The 19,266-nt window shown below is 63.8% G+C and carries 17 protein-coding genes; 14 read left to right on the top strand and 3 right to left on the bottom strand.

Annotated features, from left to right (window positions below):
• Positions 1-120: 120 nt before the first annotated feature.
• Positions 121-1,746, top strand: coding sequence for a methyl-accepting chemotaxis protein (locus ABEH27_RS04240; protein ID WP_346612350.1), 1,626 nt, complete (start codon positions 121-123; stop codon positions 1,744-1,746).
• A 140-nt stretch (positions 1,747-1,886) separates the two neighbouring features.
• Here ABEH27_RS04240 and ABEH27_RS04235 read toward each other — a convergent pair whose 3' ends face one another.
• Positions 1,887-3,290, bottom strand: coding sequence for a cytosine permease (locus tag ABEH27_RS04235; protein ID WP_346612349.1), 1,404 nt, complete (start codon positions 3,288-3,290; stop codon positions 1,887-1,889).
• Positions 3,291-3,607: 317 nt separating this feature from the next.
• Between ABEH27_RS04235 and ABEH27_RS04230 the strand changes: the two genes are divergently transcribed.
• The 10 genes from ABEH27_RS04230 to ABEH27_RS04185 all read left to right on the top strand — a co-directional run bounded on the left by ABEH27_RS04230 (position 3,608) and on the right by ABEH27_RS04185 (position 13,419).
• Positions 3,608-4,093 carry a flavin reductase family protein gene (locus ABEH27_RS04230; protein WP_346612348.1) on the top strand — a complete coding sequence of 162 codons (486 nt, stop codon included), beginning with the start codon at positions 3,608-3,610 and terminating at the stop codon, positions 4,091-4,093.
• Positions 4,094-4,159: 66 nt separating this feature from the next.
• A complete protein-coding gene (locus tag ABEH27_RS04225) occupies positions 4,160-5,200 on the top strand; it encodes an LLM class flavin-dependent oxidoreductase (RefSeq protein ID WP_346612347.1) in 1,041 nt (346 codons plus the stop codon).
• Between the two features lie 463 nt (positions 5,201-5,663).
• On the top strand, positions 5,664-6,260 hold the full coding sequence (locus tag ABEH27_RS04220; RefSeq protein WP_003256068.1) for an amino acid synthesis family protein: 597 nt from the start codon (positions 5,664-5,666) through the stop codon (positions 6,258-6,260).
• Positions 6,261-6,328: 68 nt separating this feature from the next.
• Positions 6,329-7,162 carry an alpha/beta fold hydrolase gene (locus ABEH27_RS04215; RefSeq protein WP_346612346.1) on the top strand — a complete coding sequence of 278 codons (834 nt, stop codon included), beginning with the start codon at positions 6,329-6,331 and terminating at the stop codon, positions 7,160-7,162.
• Positions 7,159-8,640 (top strand): aldehyde dehydrogenase, encoded by a 1,482-nt coding sequence (locus tag ABEH27_RS04210; RefSeq protein WP_346612345.1) that lies wholly within the window; start codon positions 7,159-7,161, stop codon positions 8,638-8,640. The genes ABEH27_RS04215 and ABEH27_RS04210 overlap by 4 nt, the downstream gene beginning before the upstream one ends.
• A gap of 13 nt (positions 8,641-8,653) precedes the next feature.
• On the top strand, positions 8,654-9,139 hold the full coding sequence (locus ABEH27_RS04205; protein ID WP_346612344.1) for a flavin reductase family protein: 486 nt from the start codon (positions 8,654-8,656) through the stop codon (positions 9,137-9,139).
• A gap of 183 nt (positions 9,140-9,322) precedes the next feature.
• Positions 9,323-9,712, top strand: coding sequence for a carboxymuconolactone decarboxylase family protein (locus ABEH27_RS04200; RefSeq protein ID WP_033697320.1), 390 nt, complete (start codon positions 9,323-9,325; stop codon positions 9,710-9,712).
• An 88-nt stretch (positions 9,713-9,800) separates the two neighbouring features.
• Positions 9,801-10,553 carry a GntR family transcriptional regulator gene (locus tag ABEH27_RS04195; RefSeq protein WP_167062359.1) on the top strand — a complete coding sequence of 251 codons (753 nt, stop codon included), beginning with the start codon at positions 9,801-9,803 and terminating at the stop codon, positions 10,551-10,553.
• 2 nt (positions 10,554-10,555) lie between these two features.
• On the top strand, positions 10,556-11,119 hold the full coding sequence (locus tag ABEH27_RS04190; protein ID WP_346612343.1) for an NUDIX hydrolase: 564 nt from the start codon (positions 10,556-10,558) through the stop codon (positions 11,117-11,119).
• Positions 11,120-11,238: 119 nt separating this feature from the next.
• Complete coding sequence (locus ABEH27_RS04185; protein ID WP_346612342.1) at positions 11,239-13,419, top strand: ATP-binding protein; 2,181 nt, start codon at positions 11,239-11,241, stop codon at positions 13,417-13,419.
• Between the two features lie 7 nt (positions 13,420-13,426).
• On the opposite strand, the gene ABEH27_RS04180 is transcribed toward ABEH27_RS04185, so the two are convergent.
• On the bottom strand, positions 13,427-15,592 hold the full coding sequence (locus tag ABEH27_RS04180) for a response regulator (protein WP_346612341.1): 2,166 nt from the start codon (positions 15,590-15,592) through the stop codon (positions 13,427-13,429).
• A gap of 111 nt (positions 15,593-15,703) precedes the next feature.
• Complete coding sequence (locus tag ABEH27_RS04175) at positions 15,704-16,321, bottom strand: LysE family translocator (RefSeq protein WP_346612340.1); 618 nt, start codon at positions 16,319-16,321, stop codon at positions 15,704-15,706.
• A 110-nt stretch (positions 16,322-16,431) separates the two neighbouring features.
• On the opposite strand from ABEH27_RS04175, the gene ABEH27_RS04170 reads away from it, so the two are divergent.
• The 3 genes from ABEH27_RS04170 (at position 16,432) to ABEH27_RS04160 (ending at position 19,139) form a co-directional block, all read left to right on the top strand.
• Positions 16,432-16,884 carry an Lrp/AsnC family transcriptional regulator gene (locus ABEH27_RS04170; RefSeq protein WP_346612339.1) on the top strand — a complete coding sequence of 151 codons (453 nt, stop codon included), beginning with the start codon at positions 16,432-16,434 and terminating at the stop codon, positions 16,882-16,884.
• 466 nt (positions 16,885-17,350) lie between these two features.
• A complete protein-coding gene (locus tag ABEH27_RS04165; protein ID WP_346612338.1) occupies positions 17,351-18,763 on the top strand; it encodes a cytosine permease in 1,413 nt (470 codons plus the stop codon).
• Positions 18,764-18,956: 193 nt separating this feature from the next.
• Positions 18,957-19,139 carry a hypothetical protein gene (locus ABEH27_RS04160; protein WP_346612337.1) on the top strand — a complete coding sequence of 61 codons (183 nt, stop codon included), beginning with the start codon at positions 18,957-18,959 and terminating at the stop codon, positions 19,137-19,139.
• Positions 19,140-19,266: the final 127 nt, after the last annotated feature.

Below are 19,266 nucleotides of genomic sequence, written 5' to 3'. Positions count from 1 at the left end.
GCAAGAGGGTGAGACACACACTTAAATCCGCAGCGCATCGAGAGCCTGGCACCACCACCCGGTGGCCCGGCCTTCCGTCCATGCTCTTGACGCCTGCACGCCACCGTCAAGGAGCATTCCATGCTGTTACGGAATATGAAGATCGGCATTCGCGCGGCAAGCGTATTCGCCCTGTTGGGCATTCTGGTCCTGGTCATGGGCCTTACCGCACTCTATGAAACCCGCCAGATGGACAAGGCCACGGATGAAATCCGCGTGACCTGGATGCCTGCCGTGGTCGCCCTCAGTGAAATCAGCACCAACCTGGGCCGCGCCCGCGCCGTCACCCTGCGCGCCGCACTGGATGACAGCCCGGAGGAGCGCCAGCGCAACATCGACCTGCTCAAAGGCATCAACGAACAGCTCGACGGCGGCCTCAAGGACTATGAAGCCACCATCATCGCTGCCGATGACCGCGCCCTGTTCAACACCTTCGATACCGCACATCAACAGTACCTCGCCCTGCAAGCGCGAGTGCTGCAGGACATCGCCGCCGGGCGCATGGTCGAGGCCAAGCAGCAGATCACCGGCCCGCTTACCCAGGCTGCCGACAGCATGATGAAAGCCATGACGGCGCTGATCAGCTACAACAGCGAGGGTGCCGAGCAGGCCTCGCAGCGCAGCAGCGATGTAGCCGATGAAGCCTTTACCGCGATCATCAGCGCGCTGCTGGTGATCATGCTCGCCCTGGCCGCCATCGCCACCGCCCTCACCCGCAGCATCGTCGTGCCGCTGGCCGACGCCGTGGCCGTGGCCGAACGTGTGGCGACCGGCGACCTGACCCATGACATCAAGGTCACCGGCAAGGATGAGCCCGCCTTGCTGCTGCGCGCCCTGAGCCGAATGCAGGCAAGCCTGCGCGACACCCTTCGCAAGATCGCCGCGTCTTCCGACCAGTTAGCCTCGGCCTCGGAAGAACTGCACACCGTCACCGAAGACACCAGCCGCGGCCTGCACCAGCAAAGCGCAGAGATCGACCAGGCGGCCACCGCCGTCAACCAGATGACCGCTGCCGTCGAGGAAGTGGCCAACAACGCCGTGAGCACCGCCGACGCCTCCCAGGGCGCCGACCGCACCACCCGCGATGGCCGTGAGCAGGTGAACCTGGCACTGGCGTCGATCCGGCATCTGGTCGATGACGTCACCGGCACCTCTGCAGAAATCGAGCAGTTGGCCAACAATGCCAACGAGATCAGCCGGGTGCTCGATGTAATCGGCGCGATTGCCGGGCAGACCAACCTGCTGGCCCTTAACGCTGCCATCGAGGCCGCGCGTGCCGGTGAGGCTGGCCGTGGCTTTGCCGTGGTCGCCGATGAAGTGCGCGCCCTCGCCCACCGCACCCAGCAGTCCACGGCGGAGATCGAGCAGATGATTGCCGGTATCCAGAACGGCACCGAGCGGGCAGTGACAGCCATGCACAGCAGCCAGGGGCGTGCCGCCGGCACGCTGGAGGTGGCGCAAGGTGCCGGGCAGGCGCTGGAGGTGATTGCCGAGGCGATCGGATCGATCAACCAGCGCAACCTGGTGATTGCCAGTGCTTCGGAAGAGCAGGCGCAGGTGGCCCGGGAGGTGGATCGCAACCTGGTCAATATTCGCGACCTGGCGATGCAGACATCGGCAGGGGCCAATCAGACCAGTGCGGCAGCGCAGGACTTGTCCAGGCTGGCGGTGGATTTGAACGGCATGGTGGCGCAGTTCAAGGTGTGATCTGAAACAGCCGGGGCCGCTTTGCGGTCCATCGCCGGCAAGCCAGCTCCTACCGATACCACGCAAGCCTCGTGTCTTGTGCGATTCCTGTAGGCGCTGGCTTGCCTGCGATGGGCTGCAAAGCAGCCCCTGTTCTCAGATCAATCGTTAACGCTGACGGCCCGCACAGCCCTCTCGGCCTTGCCGCGCGTAGCCAGGCAGTAATACAGCGGCACCGTCACGACCAAGCCGACCAGCCACGACAGGTCAGCCCCTTCGACAATGTTCGAGTACGGCCCCACGTACAGCGACGTATTGGCAAACGGCAGCTGCACCAGGATGCCGCACGCATAGGCAATGATCGCGTGATGGTTGAAGCGCCCGTAGATCCCGCCATCAGCGCGGAAGATCGAGGCAATGTCGTACTGGCCTTTCTTGATCAGGTAGAAGTCGATCAGGTTGATCGAAGCCCACGGCACCAGCACCAGCAGCAGCGCCAGGATCAGCCCGATGAAGTGGCCAATGAAGTCCGCCGAGGCATTCAGGGCGACCATGCCGCACGCCACCAGGATGACTGCCGCCAGCATCACACGCACCTTGACGCTCGGTGTCCACTCGGCGACGAAGGTCTGGATCGCCGTGACGATCGACAGCACCGCGCCATACAGGTTGAGGGCGTTGTGGCTGATGATGTTGAGCAGGAACAACACCATCAGGATCGGCCCCAGCCAGCCAGTGGCCTGCTTGACCGCGTCCATCGCATCGGTGCCTTCCGGCACGCACAGCACCGCCACCGCACCAAAGCTGAAGCACAGGATGGTGCCCAGGGTAGCGCCGAAGTACGTGGCCCAGAACGGCTTGGCAATGCCGACTTCCTTGGGCAGGTAGCGCGAGTAGTCGGAGGTGTAAGGCGAGAAGCTGATCTGCCAGATGGTGCCCAGCGACACGGTGGCGATGAAGCCGGACAGGTTGAAGGCGCCGCGGCTGAAGAAGTCGGCCGGCAGATCCTGGACGAACATCATGATGAAGCCGGCCAGCAGCGCCGAGCCCATCACCCAGGTACCAATACGGTTCAGGCCATGAATGAAGCGGTAACCGATGACGCCGATGGCGGTGGCGCTGAGGGCACCGATGACGATCGCCGTGGGCATTGGCACACTCGGTGCGATGCCGTGGATCGACTTGCCCGCCAGGACAATGTTGGAGATGAAGAAGCCAACATAGATCAGCGCGGTGAAGAACACGATCAGCAAGGCGCCGTAACGGCCGAACTGGCCGCGGCTCTGCACCATCTGCGGGATGCCCAGCTGCGGTCCCTGCGCAGAGGCCAGGGCGATGACCACGCCCCCGACAAGATGCCCCAAGGCGATGGCGATCAGGCCCCACAACAGGTTCAGGTGGAACACCTGGACCACCATGGCGCCGGTGACGATGGGCAGTGGCGCAATGTTGGTGCTGAACCAGAGGGTGAACAGGTCGCGCGCCTTCCCATGGCGCTCGGCAGGTGGAACGTAATCGACCGTGTGATTCTCGACAAACTGGTGTTGCGATGACGGTTGGGACATGGTTTTCAGCTCGAAAGGTCGTTTTTATCTTTGTAAGGAAACCGCATCTAGGCGGCCTCTCAGCTGCGGACCATATTATGGTATTCCAAACTTTTGACAACACTGATTCGGCTTAAAAAACTGTAACTGATCCGGTTCAGCAACCCGGCCCAAAGCCCTTAAATTTCTCAGAGCCCAATATCCATGCGGCTTTGCGCCACTCATCGTGAATTTGCCGTGGCTGAAAATTCCGCTTGCAAATCGAGTATTACGGTATACCATCAGACACATCAACGATAAAAAGCGGTCCACCGCTGCCCCAATTCGAGGTTCACGCCATGATCGACGCAACCGTCTACAAGAACGTGCTGGGCTCCTTCCCGTCCGGCGTTACCGTCATCACCACCCTGGACGACGACGGCTCGATCGTCGGCCTCACTGCCAGCGCCTTCTCGTCCCTGTCGATGGAACCGCCGCTGGTGCTGTTCTGCCCCAACTACAGCTCCGACTCCTACCCTGTGCTGATCAAGAACAAGCGCTTCGCCATTCACCTGCTCTCTGGTGAACAGCAGGCCGAGGCCTACGCCTTCGCCAAGAAGGGCAAGGACAAGGCGGCCGGCATCGAGTGGAGCTTGAGCGCTCTGGGCAACCCTATCCTGGCCGGCGCCACCGCGGTGATCGAATGCGAATTGTGGCGCGAATATGAAGGTGGCGACCACGCCATCATGGTCGGCAAGGTGCACAACCTGATCGTCCCCGAGCAGGCCCCACGGCCGATGATCTACTGCCGCGGCAAGATGGCCAGCCTGCCCGCCTTCGCCTGAAGCGCCTAGCCTTATTACTGACGCCTGGCGCGCCAGGCGAGACTTTCAAGCTCCGAGGAAAGCCCCATGAAATTTTCGTTGTTCGTGCACATGGAACGTTGGGATGAACAGGTCAGCCACCGCCAGCTGTTCGAAGACCTCACCGAACTGACCCTGATGGCCGAGAACGGCGGTTTCAGCACCGTGTGGATCGGCGAACACCACGCCATGGAATACACCATCTCGCCAAGCCCGATGCCGCTGCTGGCCTACCTCGCCGCACGCACCGAGAAGATCCGCCTGGGCGCCGGCACCATCATTGCGCCGTTCTGGAACCCGATCCGCGTGGCCGGCGAATGCGCCTTGCTCGATGTGATCAGCAACGGCCGCATGGAAGTGGGCCTGGCCCGTGGCGCCTACCAGTTCGAGTTCGACCGCATGGCCAATGGCATGCCAGCCACCGACGGTGGCAAGGCCCTGCGTGAAATGGTCCCGGTGGTGCGCAAACTGTGGGAAGGCGACTACGCCCATGAAGGCGAGGTGTACAAGTTCCCCACCTCCACCAGCGTGCCGAAGCCGTTCAACGCCACGCCGCCGATGTGGATCGCCGCCCGCGACCCGGATTCGCACAACTTCGCCGTGGCCAACGGCTGCAACGTCATGGTCACCCCGCTGATGAAGGGCGACGAAGAAGTGCTGGACCTGAAGAACAAGTTCCAGGCCGCGCTGGACAACAACCCGGATGTGCCGCGCCCGCAACTGATGGTGCTGCGCCACACCCACGTGCACAGCCCGTCGGAGCCTGAAGGCTGGAAAGTCGGCGCCCAGGCCATCTCGCGCTTCTACCGCACCTTCGATGCCTGGTTCGGCAACAAGACCGTGCCGGTCAACGGCTTCCTGGAGCCAAGCCCGGAGTCCAAGTTCGCCGAAGTGCCAGCGTTCCAGCTGGAGAACATCCGCAAGAACACCATGATCGGCACCCCGGAAGAAATCATCGCGCGCATCAAGTACTACCAGGAACTGGGCGTCGACGAGTTCAGCTTCTGGTGCGACAACAGCCTGCCCCACGCCGAGAAGAAGAAGTCGCTCGAGCTGTTCATCAAGGAAGTGGTGCCGGCGTTCGCCTGAATTCCCATTGCCTGAAGTCGTTGCGGGATCAGCCCGCTCCCGGGGGCCGTCATGGCCTTCGCGAGCGGGCATTTTTTGGTGCTTGTCTTGGGTTCTGTAGCGCCTGTGAGATCGAGCGCCGCCCGCGCGGCGCATCGCGGGCAAGCCCGCTCCTACATCCGTTTCGGGCCAGTGAGTCCTGTTATATAGGCGCGCGCCCTTTTGTCTGTAAGACGCAACATCGAGGCGGGCGCCAAGAGCGCACGCGCCAATGCCTCAGAAATAACTGGCCCGAAACGAATGTAGGAGCGGGCTTGCCCGCGATGCGCCGCGCGGGCGGCGCTCGATCTCACACACCCCACAACACTCAAGGCATACACCTTTCGTCTCCTCTCCAGAGAAATTTCAAGCGGCCTCTTGCACAACAAATATTATGGTATACCATCAGACAACAAGAGCTGATAACCCTCACCAGGAGCCACCCATGAGTTTCGAAATCCGCAAGATCGTCACCTACTCCGAAGAGACCCGCATCGAAGGCGGCAAGGCCACCGACAAGCCGGTGACCATGGTCGGCCTGGCCGTGGTCATCAAGAACCCATGGGCCGGTCGCGGTTTCGTTGAAGATCTGAAGCCGGAAATTCGCGCCAACTGCTCCGAGCTGGGTGCACTGATGGTCGAGCGCCTGACCGCCGCCATCGGTGGTGCCGACAAGATCGAAGCCTACGGCAAGGCTGCCGTGGTGGGTGCCGACGGTGAAATCGAACACGCCTCGGCGGTAATCCACACCCTGCGCTTCGGCAACCACTACCGCGAAGCGGTACAGGCCAAGAGCTACCTGAGCTTCACCAACAAGCGCGGCGGCCCGGGCACTTCGATCCAGATCCCGATGATGCAAAAGGACGACGAAGGCCTGCGTTCGCACTACATCACCCTGGAAATGCAGATCGAAGACGCGCCGCGTGCCGACGAAATCGTCGTGGTGCTGGGTGCTGCCGACGGTGGCCGCCTGCACCCACGCATCGGTAACCGCTACATCGACCTGGAAGAACTGGCTGCCGAAAAAGCCAACGCTCAATAACAACAACCAAGACGGGCCTGGGCGTGGCGTGAATACCCGCCGCGCCCGACCTTCAAGGAGCGCCCTCCATGATTCAGCCTGTCGCTGAACGTACACCGGCCGGCACCAGTTACCTGGTGCAAGGCCAGGGCCAAGCCGTGGTGCTGATCCACGGCGTAGGCCTGAACAAGGAAATGTGGGGCGGGCAGTTTGTCGGCCTGGCCAACGACTACCGCGTCATCGCCTACGACATGCTCGGCCACGGCCAGAGCGCACTGCCTGCCGCCGACACCGGCCTGGAAGGCTATGCCGCACAACTGGCCGAATTGCTCGATCACCTGCAGATCGCCCAGGCGACCGTGATCGGCTTCTCCATGGGTGGCCTGGTGGCGCGGGCCTTCGCCCTCGAATACCCGCAGCGCCTGTCAGCGCTGGTGGTGCTCAACAGCGTGTTCAACCGCACCCCAGAGCAGAGCGCCGGCGTTATCGCCCGTGCCGCCCAGGCTGCCGAACTGGGCCCCGACGCCAACGTCGATGCCGCCCTCGACCGCTGGTTCAGCCGTGAATACAAGGCTGCCAACCCCGCGCAGGTTGCGGCGATTCGCCAGGTGCTGGCGAGCAACGACCCGCAGGGCTACCACACCACCTATTCGCTGTTCGCCACCCAGGACATGTACCGCGCAGGCGACCTGGGCAGCATCCAGGTGCCGACGCTGATCGCCACCGGCGAACTCGACTCGGGCTCCACCCCGGCCATGACCCGCCAGCTTGCCGCCAGCATTCCGGGTGCGCAAAGCGTGGTCCTCGCCGAGCAACGGCATATGATGCCGGTGGAAGCACCCCGTGAAGTCAACAAGATGCTGCTGGACTTCCTCAAGGAAGCCCGCACCCTCACCGAATCCGCCAAGGGGATTGTTGCATGACCCTCGTTCGTTTCCAGATGTGCATCGACGGCCAATGGCTCGATGCCCAGAGCGGCAAGACCTTCGACAGCCTCAACCCGGCCACCGCCCAGGCCTGGGCGCAACTGCCCGACGCCGACGAAGCCGATGTGGAGCTGGCCGTGCAGGCCGCCCAGCGCGCTTTCGAAAGCAAGGCCTGGCGCAGCATCAGCGCCACTGCGCGGGGCAAACTGCTGCGCCGCCTGGGTGACCTGATTACCGAGAACAAAGAGCACCTGGCCCAGCTGGAAAGCCGTGACAACGGCAAGCTGATCCGCGAAACCCGCGGCCAGGTCGGCTACCTGCCGGAGTTCTTCCATTACACCGCAGGCCTGGCCGACAAGCTCGAGGGCGGCACCCTGCCCCTCGACAAGCCGGACCTGTTCGCCTACACCGTGCACGAGCCGATCGGCGTGGTGGCCGGGATCATCCCGTGGAACAGCCCGCTGTACCTCACCGCGATCAAGCTGGCCCCGGCCCTGGCGGCCGGCAACACCATCGTGCTCAAGCCATCCGAACACGCCTCGGCGACCATCCTCGAGCTGGCCCGCCTGGCCCTCGAGGCCGGCTTCCCGCCGGGCGTGGTCAACGTGGTTACCGGCTACGGCCCAAGCACCGGCGCAGCACTCACCCGCCACCCGCTGGTGCGCAAGATCGCCTTCACCGGCGGCGCCGCCACCGCGCGGCACGTGGTGCGCAGCAGCGCCGAGAACTTCGCCAAGCTGTCGCTGGAGCTGGGCGGCAAGTCGCCGAACATCATCTTTGCCGACGCCGACCTGGACAGCGCCATCAACGGTGCAGTGGCCGGAATCTACGCCGCCTCCGGGCAAAGCTGCGTGGCAGGTTCCCGGCTGCTGGTGCAGGACGAGATCTTCGACGAATTCGTCGCCCGCCTGGTCGAGCGCGCCAAACGCATCCGCATCGGCAACCCGCAGGACGACGCCAGCGAAATGGGCCCCATGGCCACCGCCCAGCAACTGGCCGTGGTCGAGGGCCTGGTGGCTGCCGCCAAGGCCGAAGGCGCCAAACTGCACATGGGCGGCAAGCGTGCCGAGGTCGAGGGTGACGGCTGGTTCTATGAGCCGACCCTGTTCGAGTGCGACAGCAACTCGATGACCATCATGCAGGAAGAAGTGTTCGGCCCGGTTGCTGCGGTGATCCGCTTCAAGACCGAGGAAGAAGCGCTGGAAATCGCCAACGACTCGCAGTTCGGCCTGGCCGCCGGCATCTGGACCCGCGACCTGGGCCGTGCCCACCGCCTGGCCCGCGACGTGCGTTCGGGGATCATCTGGGTCAACACCTACCGCGCCGTGTCGGCCATGGCGCCGATCGGCGGTTTCAAGAACAGCGGCTACGGCCGTGAAAGCGGCATCGATTCGGTGCTGGCCTATACCGAGCTGAAGACCGTGTGGATCAACCTGTCCACCGCGCCGATGCCCGACCCGTTTGTGATGCGTTGAGAGGTAGCACAAGATGATCGAACCAGGCATCTACAAAGACGTGATGGGCTCGTTTCCGTCCGGGGTCACGGTGGTCACCACCCTGGACGCCGACGGCGGCATCGTCGGCATCACCGCCAGCGCGTTCAGCGCGCTGTCGATCGAGCCGGCACTGGTGCTGTTCTGCCCCAACTACGCCTCCGACACCTACCCGATCCTGCGGGACAGCAAGCAGTTCGCGATCCACCTGCTGTCCGCCGACCAGACCGCCGAGGCGTATGCCTTCGCCGGCAAGGGCAAGGACAAGGCTGCCGGTATCGACTGGCACCTGAGCGAGCTGGGCAACCCGTTGCTGGCCAAGGCCACGGCGATCATCGAGTGCGAACTCTGGCGCGAGTACGACGGCGGTGATCACGCGATCATCGTCGGCGCGGTGAAGAACCTGGTGCTGCCCGAGCAGCCGGTTACCCCGATGGTCTACCACAAAGGCAAGCTGGGCGCCCTGCCCCCGCTGGGTTGATACACCTTGAAATCGGTGTTGGTTTCTTCGCGGGGCAAGCCCGCTCCCACAGTGAGGGCCAGTCTACCTGTGGGAGCGGGCTTGCCCCGCGAAGAAGCCCGCACCGATGTCCCTATTTTCCAGGGGCCGCGCTAATCGTCTCACCCTCGGTTGCGGCCCCTGTTTTGTTCCGGAGTACTGCGCATGAGCAACGAAAAGTACGAGAAAGGCCTGCAGATCCGCACCCAGGTGCTGGGCGAGGAATACGTCAACCGTTCCATCCAGAACGCCGACGAGTTCACCAAGCCGTTGCAGGAGCTGGTCACCGAGTACTGCTGGGGCCATGTGTGGGGCCGTGATGGCTTGTCGCTCAAAGAGCGCAGCATGATAAACTTGGCCATGATTTCCGCGCTCAACCGGCCCCACGAGCTCAAGCTGCACATTCGCGGCGCATTGCGTAATGGCCTGAGCCGAGAACAGATTCGCGAGATCCTGCTCCAGGTCGGCATTTATTGCGGCGTGCCCGCGGCGGTGGACAGTTTCCGCCTGGCCCGCGAGGCATTCGCAGAAGCCGATGCGGAGTCAACCCGTTAACAACGGGCTGTTCGAACCACTGCAAGGAGTGCCTCGGTTCAGGGGGCTCCGTGATGTTGGCGCAACAGCCTCATAAAGAGCGCACCTGATGAAACGCCAGCCACTCGACGACAGCTTCAAGGTCAACCGCAACCCCGTTACTCTGCGTGAAATCGTGCTCGACAAGCTGCGCGGCGCGATCATGAACTTCCACCTGCTCCCGGGCGACCGCCTGGTCGAGCGCGACCTCTGCGACCGCCTCGGCGTCAGCCGCACCTCGGTGCGTGAAGCCCTGCGCCACCTGGAGTCGGAAGGCCTGGTGGAGTTCGCCGACGCCAAGGGCCCGCGCGTGGCCATCATCACCCTGGAAGACGCCCGCGACATCTATGAGCTGCGTTGCGTGCTCGAAGGCCTGATCGTTCAGCTGTTCACCCTCAACGCCAAGGCCAAGGACATCCGTGCCCTGGAACGGGCGCTGGAGGTCAACCGCGAGGCCCTCGAAGAAGGTGAGCTGCAACAGGTGCTGGACTCGGTGCAAGGCTTCTACGACGTGCTGCTGGAAGGCTCCGGCAACCAGGTCGCGGCGCAGCAGCTGCGCCAGCTGCAGGCCCGTATCAGCTACCTGCGCGCCACCTCGGTGTCGCAGGAAAACCGCCGCGGCGCCAGCAACCGCGAGATGGAAAAGATCGTCGAAGCGATCAAGGGCGGCGACCCGCTGGTGGCCCATCAGGCTTCGGTCGATCACGTCCGCGCTGCCGCCAAGGTGGCCCTGGACTACCTGCGCCAGAAGCAGGACGACAACACCAAGGTGCGCGACATCGTCGAGCCCCTGGCCCTCAAGGAACCTCGCATAGGCCGCTGACCATGCCCAACGCCCCGCGCTACTGCCCGCACTGCACCACGGAACTGGCCCGGGGCGTTCCCACAGGCGACACCCACGAACGCCTGCACTGCCCCGGCTGCGGCTATATCCACTACATCAACCCGAAGATCATCGCCGGCTGCATCATCGAGCGCGATGGCAAGTACCTGCTGTGCCAGCGCGCGATCCCGCCGCGCCCAGGCACCTGGACCTTGCCGGCCGGGTTCATGGAGGCGGGTGAAACCACCGAGCAGGCGGCGCTGCGCGAGGTGTGGGAAGAAAGCGGCGTACGCGGCGAGATCGTCTCGCCCTACTCGATCTTCAGCGTGCCTACAATCTCCGAGGTGTACATCATCTTCCGCGCCATCGCCACCGAAGAAACCGGCCAATACGGGCCGGAGACGCTGGCCTACAAGTTCTTCGCGCCGGACGAAATCCCCTGGGAAGAAATCTACTACCCGGCGATCCGGCAGATCCTCGAGCGCTACATCCTCGAGCGGCAGGCCGGGGTGTATGGGATCTACATGGGCAATGACGATACCGGCAAGGTGCATTTCATTCGCTGAGCCAGTGCGGCTTTCCAGCGGGTTCCCCCCGGGAGGCCCGCCCTACAACACAAATCCCTCGCCAATTTCGCCGTCTCGGTGCACCCTGAGCGCTCCAGGCAAAAGGATTGGCAGCACACATGGCAAAATGGCTAGACGGCGGCGGGCTGATGGCCGAACGCATCCGCCACCACGATTGGAGCAGCACCCCGCTTGGCCCGCTGGAGGCCTGGCCCGGCGTACTCAAGACCACGGTCGCGCTGTGCCTGGGCTCGCGCTTCCCGCAAGCCGTGCTCTGGGGCGACCAGCTGACCACCCTGTACAACGATGCCTTCGTGCAGATCCTCGGCAGCAAGCCGCTGGCCTTGGGGCGGCCGTTCAGCGAGGTGTGGCAGGAAGCCTGGAGCGAAATCAGTGCCATGGCCGACCGAGCCATGGCCGGCGAGGCGGTGTACATCGAAAACTTCCCACTGGTCATCGACCGCAACGGTGGCCCCGAGCGCGCGTATTTCACCTTCTGCTACAGCCCGGTCCGTGGCGAGGACGGCCGCGTGCTGGGCATGCTCGACACGGTGACCGAAACCACCACCAACGTGGTCAACAGCCAACGCCTGAGCTTTCTCGACAACCTGGGCCGCCAAGTGGCCAACGCCACCGATCCTGAGCTGATCATGGCCATCACCACGCGCATGCTGGTTGAACACTTGCAGCTGTCCAGTTGTGCCTATGCCGTGATGGACGCCGACCAGGACGGGTTCAACATTTGTGGTGACGCCGTGGCCCCTGGTTCGCCTCGGTTGATCGGGCAGTACCGCCTGGCCGACTTCGGCCGCCTGGCCGTCAGCCGCCTGCGCGCCGGCGAAGCGCTGGTGATCAACGACAACCTCAGCGAACTGGCCGCCGAAGAAGCCGCAACGTTTCAGGCCATCGGCATCACTGCGACCATCTGCATGCCCTTGATCAAAGAGGGTCGCCTGACCGCACTGATGGCCATCCACGACAAGGCGCCACGCGTGTGGACTGGCTATGAACTGCGGCTGATCGGCGAGGTGACGGAGCGCTGCTGGTCCCATATCCAGCGGGTCCAGGCCCACGCTGAAGTGCGCGAGGCGATGGCCGCGCTGGAGGCGCTCAACGCCACCCTGGAGCACCGCGTCGAAGAGCGCACCACCCAGCTGCTGCACACCGAAGCCGTGCTGCGCCAGGCGCAGAAGCTCGAAGCCATCGGCCAGTTGACCGGTGGCGTGGCCCATGACTTCAACAACCTTTTGACCATTATCCGCTCGTCGCTGCACTTTCTGCAGCGCCCAAACCTCGACGAGGCCCGCCGCGAGCGTTACCTGAAGACCATGGCCGACACCGTCGACCGCGGCGCCAAACTGACCGGGCAGCTGCTCGCGTTTGCCCGTCGACAGGCCTTGAGCCCGCAGGTTTTCGAAGCTGGCCCCCGCCTGCAGGCCATGGCCGAAATGCTCGATACCGCCACGGGGGCAAGGATTCAGGTGCAGCTGGAGCTGCCAGAGGTGCCGTGTCACATCCGCGCCGACCTCAGCCAACTCGAGACCGCAGTGATCAACCTGATGCTCAACGGCCGCGACGCCATGGCCGGCGAAGGCACGTTGCGCTTGCGCCTGCAGGCCAACCAGCGCATGCCAGGCCTGCGCGGGCAAACTGCGCATGCGGGGCCGTTCGCGGCTATTTCCGTGGTGGACAGTGGCGTCGGCATCGCCGCCGAACTGCTCGATCGCATATTCGACCCGTTCTTCACCACCAAGGCGCCCGGTGAAGGAACAGGGCTTGGCCTGTCCCAGGTGTTCGGTTTTGCCAAGCAGTCCGAAGGCGATGTGGAGGTTAACAGCGTCGAAGGTCAGGGTACGACCTTTACCCTGTACCTGCCCCAGGAAACCACGCCCCCCGAGCACGCCGATGCCGCCGCCCTCCCCCAAGCCGAGGAGGGCGGTGCGCAACGACGAATTCTGGTGGTCGAGGACAACCCCGATCTGGGTGCTTTCACCGCGCAGATTCTCGAAGATCATGGCTACCGCATCAGCTGGGTGAGCTCGGCAGAAGAGGCCCTGGCAGCGCTGGCCGGCCCGGCTGGCGAGTTCGATGCGGTGTTTTCCGATGTGGTGATGCCTGGCATGGGCGGCTTGGCGCTGGCCCACGAGCTGCAGCGCCTGCGCCCGCAATTGCCGGTGATTCTGACCTCCGGTTACAGCGACGCAATCGCCGAGGGCGGCCATCAAGGCTTTGCGTTTCTTGCCAAACCGTACTCGGCCGAGCAAGTGTGCCAGATGCTTGCCAAGGTGCTGGCCCCTTGAATAGCCATCAATACCGAGCTGCCAGCAACCGCGCCACACTCTGCGCCAGCTCGGCGCGCCGGTAGGGCTTGCGCAACACCTCGAAGCCCTTGAGCTCGCGCGGTGTCAGGTTGGCGTAGCCGGTGATGATCAACACCGGCAAGTCTGCCTGGCGCTCGCGCATCTGCTGGGCAAAGCGCACCCCGGTCATGTCGGCCATCACGTGGTCGGTCACCAACACATCCGGCAGCCAGCCCCGCTCCATCAGCGCCATTGCGGCCGCTGCACTGGCGGCTTCTGTCACTTCGTAGCCCAGATCGCGCAACTGCAAGGCCGTGGCATGGCGGACGATCTCCTCGTCGTCCACCAGCAGCACCTGGCTTGGGCGGTCAGCCTGCGGCACGTCGGCCATTTCATGATCACGGCACACGGCCGGGACATCGCTGATCGGTAGCCACAAGGTGGCGACGGTGCCCTCCCCTTGCTGGGAGCGAATCTCGAAACCGCCGCCCGATTGTACTGCCAGGCCCTGGACCATCGGCAGGCCAAGGCCGGTGCCTTTGCCCACGCCCTTGGTGGAGTAGAACGGTTCGATGCAGCGACGCAGCTGCTCCTCGCTCATGCCGCCACCACTGTCGCGAACCTGCAGCCACACCAACCGCGCGGCGGCTACCCCCGCTGGCCTCGGCGGGCCGTCGGCATCGCGCCCGGCAATGATGCGCAAGGCACCGCCGTCGGCCATGGCGTCGCGGGCATTGACCACCAGGTTGAGCACGGCCAGCTCCAGCTGATGCGGGTCGACCACTACCGCGGGCAGCGCAGGGTCGATCTGCACCTGCACGGCGATGGTCGGCCCCAGCGAGCGCGCCATCAGCTCGCGCATGTCCTCCACCAGGGCCGCCAGCGACACGGCCTGGGGTTTGAGGGTCTGCCGGCGGGCAAAGCTGAGCAGGCGCCCGACCAGGTTGCGCGCCCGCTCCGCGGCCTGCAGGCCACCGTCGATCAGGCGCGGGGCGCGCTCGGACTGCGGGTTGCGGCGCATCAGCTCGAACGAGGCGATGATCGGCGTGAGCATGTTGTTGAGGTCATGGGCAATGCCACCGGTCAACTGCCCGATCATCTCCAGCTTGTGCGCTTCGTGCAGTTGCAGCATGGCCGCTTCGCGCTCGGCCAGCACGGCCGCCACGCGTTCTTCCAGGCTTTCATTGAGCAGGTGCAGGGCACGCTCCGCACGGGCATGGGTAATGGCTGCCCAGGCTTGCTTGGCGGCGTCGTCCACCAGCTGGCAATCGTCTTCAAGGCACGCATGTGGGCTGCGCATGTGCACGCCGAGCACCGCCTCCAGGCGGCCGGCGCGCAGCACTGGCACGTGCAGCGTGGCGGACGCGCCCCCCTGCGGCGTGGCAGCACACTCAAACGCCTGCTGCACCACCTGGCCGGCGGCCAGTTGCTCGCGCAGCGTTGCCCCGTAAGTCGCATAGCGGTGGTGGCCGACCATCGAGGGCACACCGTCGGCCCACTCATGGGTGACCTTGAAACCTGCGCCATCGCCTTGGTCTTCGCCGAAGTACACCTGGGCTGCACCCAGGTGCTGCGCAAGGCGGCTGACCGCATAGGCCTCCATGCGCTCCGCCTCACCCAGCCCGGGCAAGGTCCGGCCCAGTTCCAGCAGAAACGCCTGACGCTGCTGAAAGCGCACGCGCTCGGTGGTCTCGGTGACCAGGCACAGTACCCCTCCAACGCTGCCATCGGCCTCACGCACGGCGGAATAGGACACGTCGAAATACACGGTTTCGCCGACGCCGCGGCGTTCTATGTAGAACGGCCGATCCTTGGCCGAAAACGTCTGGCCAGTTTCGCGCACGCCGCGCAGCAGGGGCTCAAGGTCGCCCCACAACTCACGCCAGTTCTCCTCGGCCGGCCGCCCCAGCGCCCGTGGGTGCTTGCTGCCGATGGTCGGCGCATAGGCATCGTTGTACAGGGCAACCAACGCTTCACCCCAGAACAGCACGAACTGCGTCTGCGCCGGTAGCAAAGTGGCAATGACCGCCTGCAAATGCGGTGACCAGGCCTCTGGCGGGCCCAGCGGCGAATCGCTCCAGTCCATCGACTGCAGCAGGCTGCCGATGGTGCCGCCGTTGAGCAGAAAGTGCAGGGGCGGCGTATCGTTTTTGCGGGGTTGAAACACGTTCATGTCTGGGAAGTCCCGGGCACATTGCCAGCTATCTGAGGATAGGAGGTGTGCAATCAACGGTTCGTTCCGCAGGTTTTTACCGGTCGATCAACGGCGCCCTTCAGGCAGTGATCATTTGGCGAACTGACCGACAACCAACAGCATGGCCACCGCAATCATCGCCACACCTGACAGCCTTCCGACCATTCTCGCCGCCCCTGGTCGGGAGCCCAGTACTAGCTTGGCGCCATAGCCCACCAGCGTATAGACCACCAGCGAACTGCACAGGTGCACCAGGCCCAGCAGGACGATCTGCAGCGGCACCGGCCAGCTTGAATGCGGGTCGGTGAACTGCGGCAGCAAGGCCAGGAACAGCAGAAACACCTTGGGGTTGAGCCCGCTCACGCAAAAGCCTTTGAAGGCCCAGCGTGAACCGCTGTCGCCAACACCGCCCTGCCCGGCTTGCGGTACGGCGGGGCGAAGCAACAGGTTGCCACCCAGCCACAGCAGGTAGGTGCAACCGGCCAGCGTCAGCAACATAAGCGCCAGCGGGTGCCCGGCCATCAGGCTGCCCACCCCCGCCGCCACCACCAGGGTTGCCAGCAAATGCCCGGACAACATGCCGGCCACCGCCGGCATCACCCAGCGCCCGCGCATACCCGCCGAGATGGCGTAGGCCCAGTCGGCACCGGGGGTGATCACGAACAGCAACGACACGGCCCAGAACGCCGTCAGCACACTGATTGCCACTTGAGTCTTCCTTCAGACGATTTCGGGATGAAGAAAGCGTACGGATTCCATCGGGGGATTATCTTTCGTATATTTCCCCTTCAACCCTGATTATTGGAAGATTCTTCTCAGTGGACAGAACTGACCGAAAGATCCTTGCCGAGCTGCAAAAAGACGGGCGCCTATCGGTCACCGAGCTCGCCGACCGTGTAGGCCTGAGCCTGTCGCCCTGCCATCGGCGGCTCAAGGCATTGGAAGACGCCGGCGCCATCCTCGGTTACCACGCGCGCCTGGCACCGGCGGCACTGGGGCTGAACTTTGCCGCGCTGGTGTTCGTCACCCTGCGCGAAGTCACCCGCCAGCCGGTGGCGGACTTCGAGGCAGCACTGGGCGACATACCGCAGATCGTCGAGGCGCAGCGGCTGTTCGGCGACCCGGACTACCTGCTGCATGTGGTGGCCAAGGACCTGCCGGCGTTTCAACAGCTGTATGACGAGCAGCTGACCAGCATTCCCAATGTGAAACGGCTGAGCTCCACCCTGGTAATGAAGGAGGTCATTCAAGACCGCATGCTGCCGATGTAGCTACTGCCATGCGCCGACCCTGTGGCAGCGGCCGTGTGTCGCGATGGGCCGCAAAGCGGCCCCCATACAGGCGACGGATAACCTGAGTGAACAGCATTCCCCTTTTAGGGTTCGCCTTGCAGGGGTTGCTGGGACTAGCCCATAAAAATGTCAGATATCCGCAACTGTCTACCTGGCTGATACCCGCACTTCAATTGAGCACCCCGCACCATAGCGGCACACCCATTTGCCACAATGCCCACTCAAACCTTCCAAACCCGGGCCTTACAGCCCGGTGGCCCGCTCTTTGCTACCACTCGTCCCTTAACCTTTTGTCAGCCTTAGGTTTTTTAAGGTTTATGGGCACATATTTACTAATTTCTCGTTCCCTGCGCACACCCCATCATCGCTCCAACAAGAACGCGTCGCCCTTCGCCGGCACGCACCCGGGCAGCACCCGATGCCCCACCTTGCCTTGGAGTCAGTCATGACCAGTGCAGCCAATTCGGCACCCCTCATAGAAAAACACACGATCGGCTATGTGCCCCCGCAAGACCGCCATGGAAAGGTAAGGGATCTGTTCACGCTGTGGTTCGGCGGCAACATCGCGCCGCTGCCCATCGTCACCGGCGCGCTGGGCGTGCAGCTGTTTCACCTGAACCTGGTGTGGGGCATCGTCGCCATCCTGGTTGGCCACCTGGTCGGCGGGGTACTGATGGCGCTGCACTCAGCCCAGGGCCCGCAAATGGGCATCCCGCAGATGATCCAGAGCCGTGCCCAGTTCGGCACGCTGGGGGCGCTGCTGGTGGTGGTGATCGCAGGCGTGATGTACATCGGCTTCTTCGCCTCCAACATCGTTTTGGCCGGCAAGTCGCTGCATGGCGTGGTCGATGCCGTGCCGGTACCGGTCGGCATCGTGATCGGCGCGCTGGGTTCGGGGATCATCGGCATCATCGGCTACCGCTTCATCCACGTGCTCAACCGCATCGGCACCTGGGTGCTGGGCATCGGTATCGTGGTCGGCTTTGGCTACATCTTCAGCCACGTGCAGAGCGATGACTTCCTCACCCGCGGCAACTTCAACCTGGCCGGCTGGCTGGCGACCGTGTCGCTGGCGGCGCTCTGGCAAATCGCCTTCGCCCCGTATGTTTCGGATTACTCGCGCTACCTGCCGGCCGACGTGAAAGTCTCGTCGACCTTCTGGACCACTTACCTGGGCTCGGCCCTGGGTTCGAGCCTGTCGTTCATCTTCGGCGCCGTGGCGGTACTGGCCATCCCGGCTGGCATGGACACCATGGACGCAGTGAAGCTCGCCACCGGCACCCTCGGCCCGGTCATGCTGGTGCTGTTCCTGCTTAGCGTGATCAGCCACAACGCCCTCAACCTGTATGGCGCGGTGCTGTCGATCATCACCCTGATTCAGACCTTCGCCTACCGCTGGATCCCCACCGCCAAGAGCCGCGCGGTGCTGTCGCTGATCGTGCTCGCAGCCTGCTGCGTGGTGGCGGTGTTCGCCTCGGCGGACTTCATCGGCCACTTCGTCGACATGGTGCTGGTGCTGCTGGTGGTGCTGGTGCCGTGGACGGCGATCAACCTGATCGACTTCTACGTGATCCACAAGGGCGACTACGACATCCAGTCGATCTTCAAGGTCGATGGCGGCATCTACGGGCGCTACAACCCGCAGGCCCTGACCGCCTATGCCGTGGGTATTCTGGTGCAGATCCCGTTCATGAACACGCCGCTGTATGTAGGGCCGATCTCCGAGCACATCAACGGGGCCGACCTGTCGTGGCTGGTGGGGCTGTTGATCACGTCGCCGCTGTACTGGTGGCTGGCGAGCCGCGACAGTGCGTATCGTCGTCGTCAGACCAGTGCCAAATTGGCGGCTGCCGCCTGAGAAAGGGGCTGCCTGGCAGCCCCGATTGTTGGATCCGTTGGGCCTGTCCGCTGTCGCGGCACAGGCCCATGTTCGTTCCAATAGATCGCCCGGGGTGATTTTCCGACTGAACGATTTCCCCCTTCTCCACTCAATGTAACGCCCTCGCAAGGAACGGGGGCAGCCCTCGCGACATTTCCAAGGAGAAGGAACCATGAGCCTCACACTGCGCTGCCTGAAATGCGATGGCGAGCAGCTCGTTCAGCCCACCAGACTGCATCGCAAATCACTGATCACCTGCAGAAGCTGTGGTGCCCTCAGCCAACACGGCGATCTGGTCGAGGCCGCAGGCTTGCGCCTGCTGGCCCAGCTCAAGCAGCAGCTCAAAGCGGGGTAATTGAAGTTGTCGGTAGGTTCAGTGAGCCACCGTTGAGCCCGGCCAAGCGCGGCAGATCCCGCGATTTCAGATAAAGCACCGCTAGCCTGCAGACGAAGCCATCGGCAATTTGTCCGGTTTGGTGCTG

Origin of the sequence: Pseudomonas sp. P39-UII1, from assembly GCF_039672635.1 — a bacterium.
Classification (GTDB): domain Bacteria; phylum Pseudomonadota; class Gammaproteobacteria; order Pseudomonadales; family Pseudomonadaceae; genus Aquipseudomonas.
This window is presented reverse-complemented; position numbering and strand designations above follow the sequence as displayed.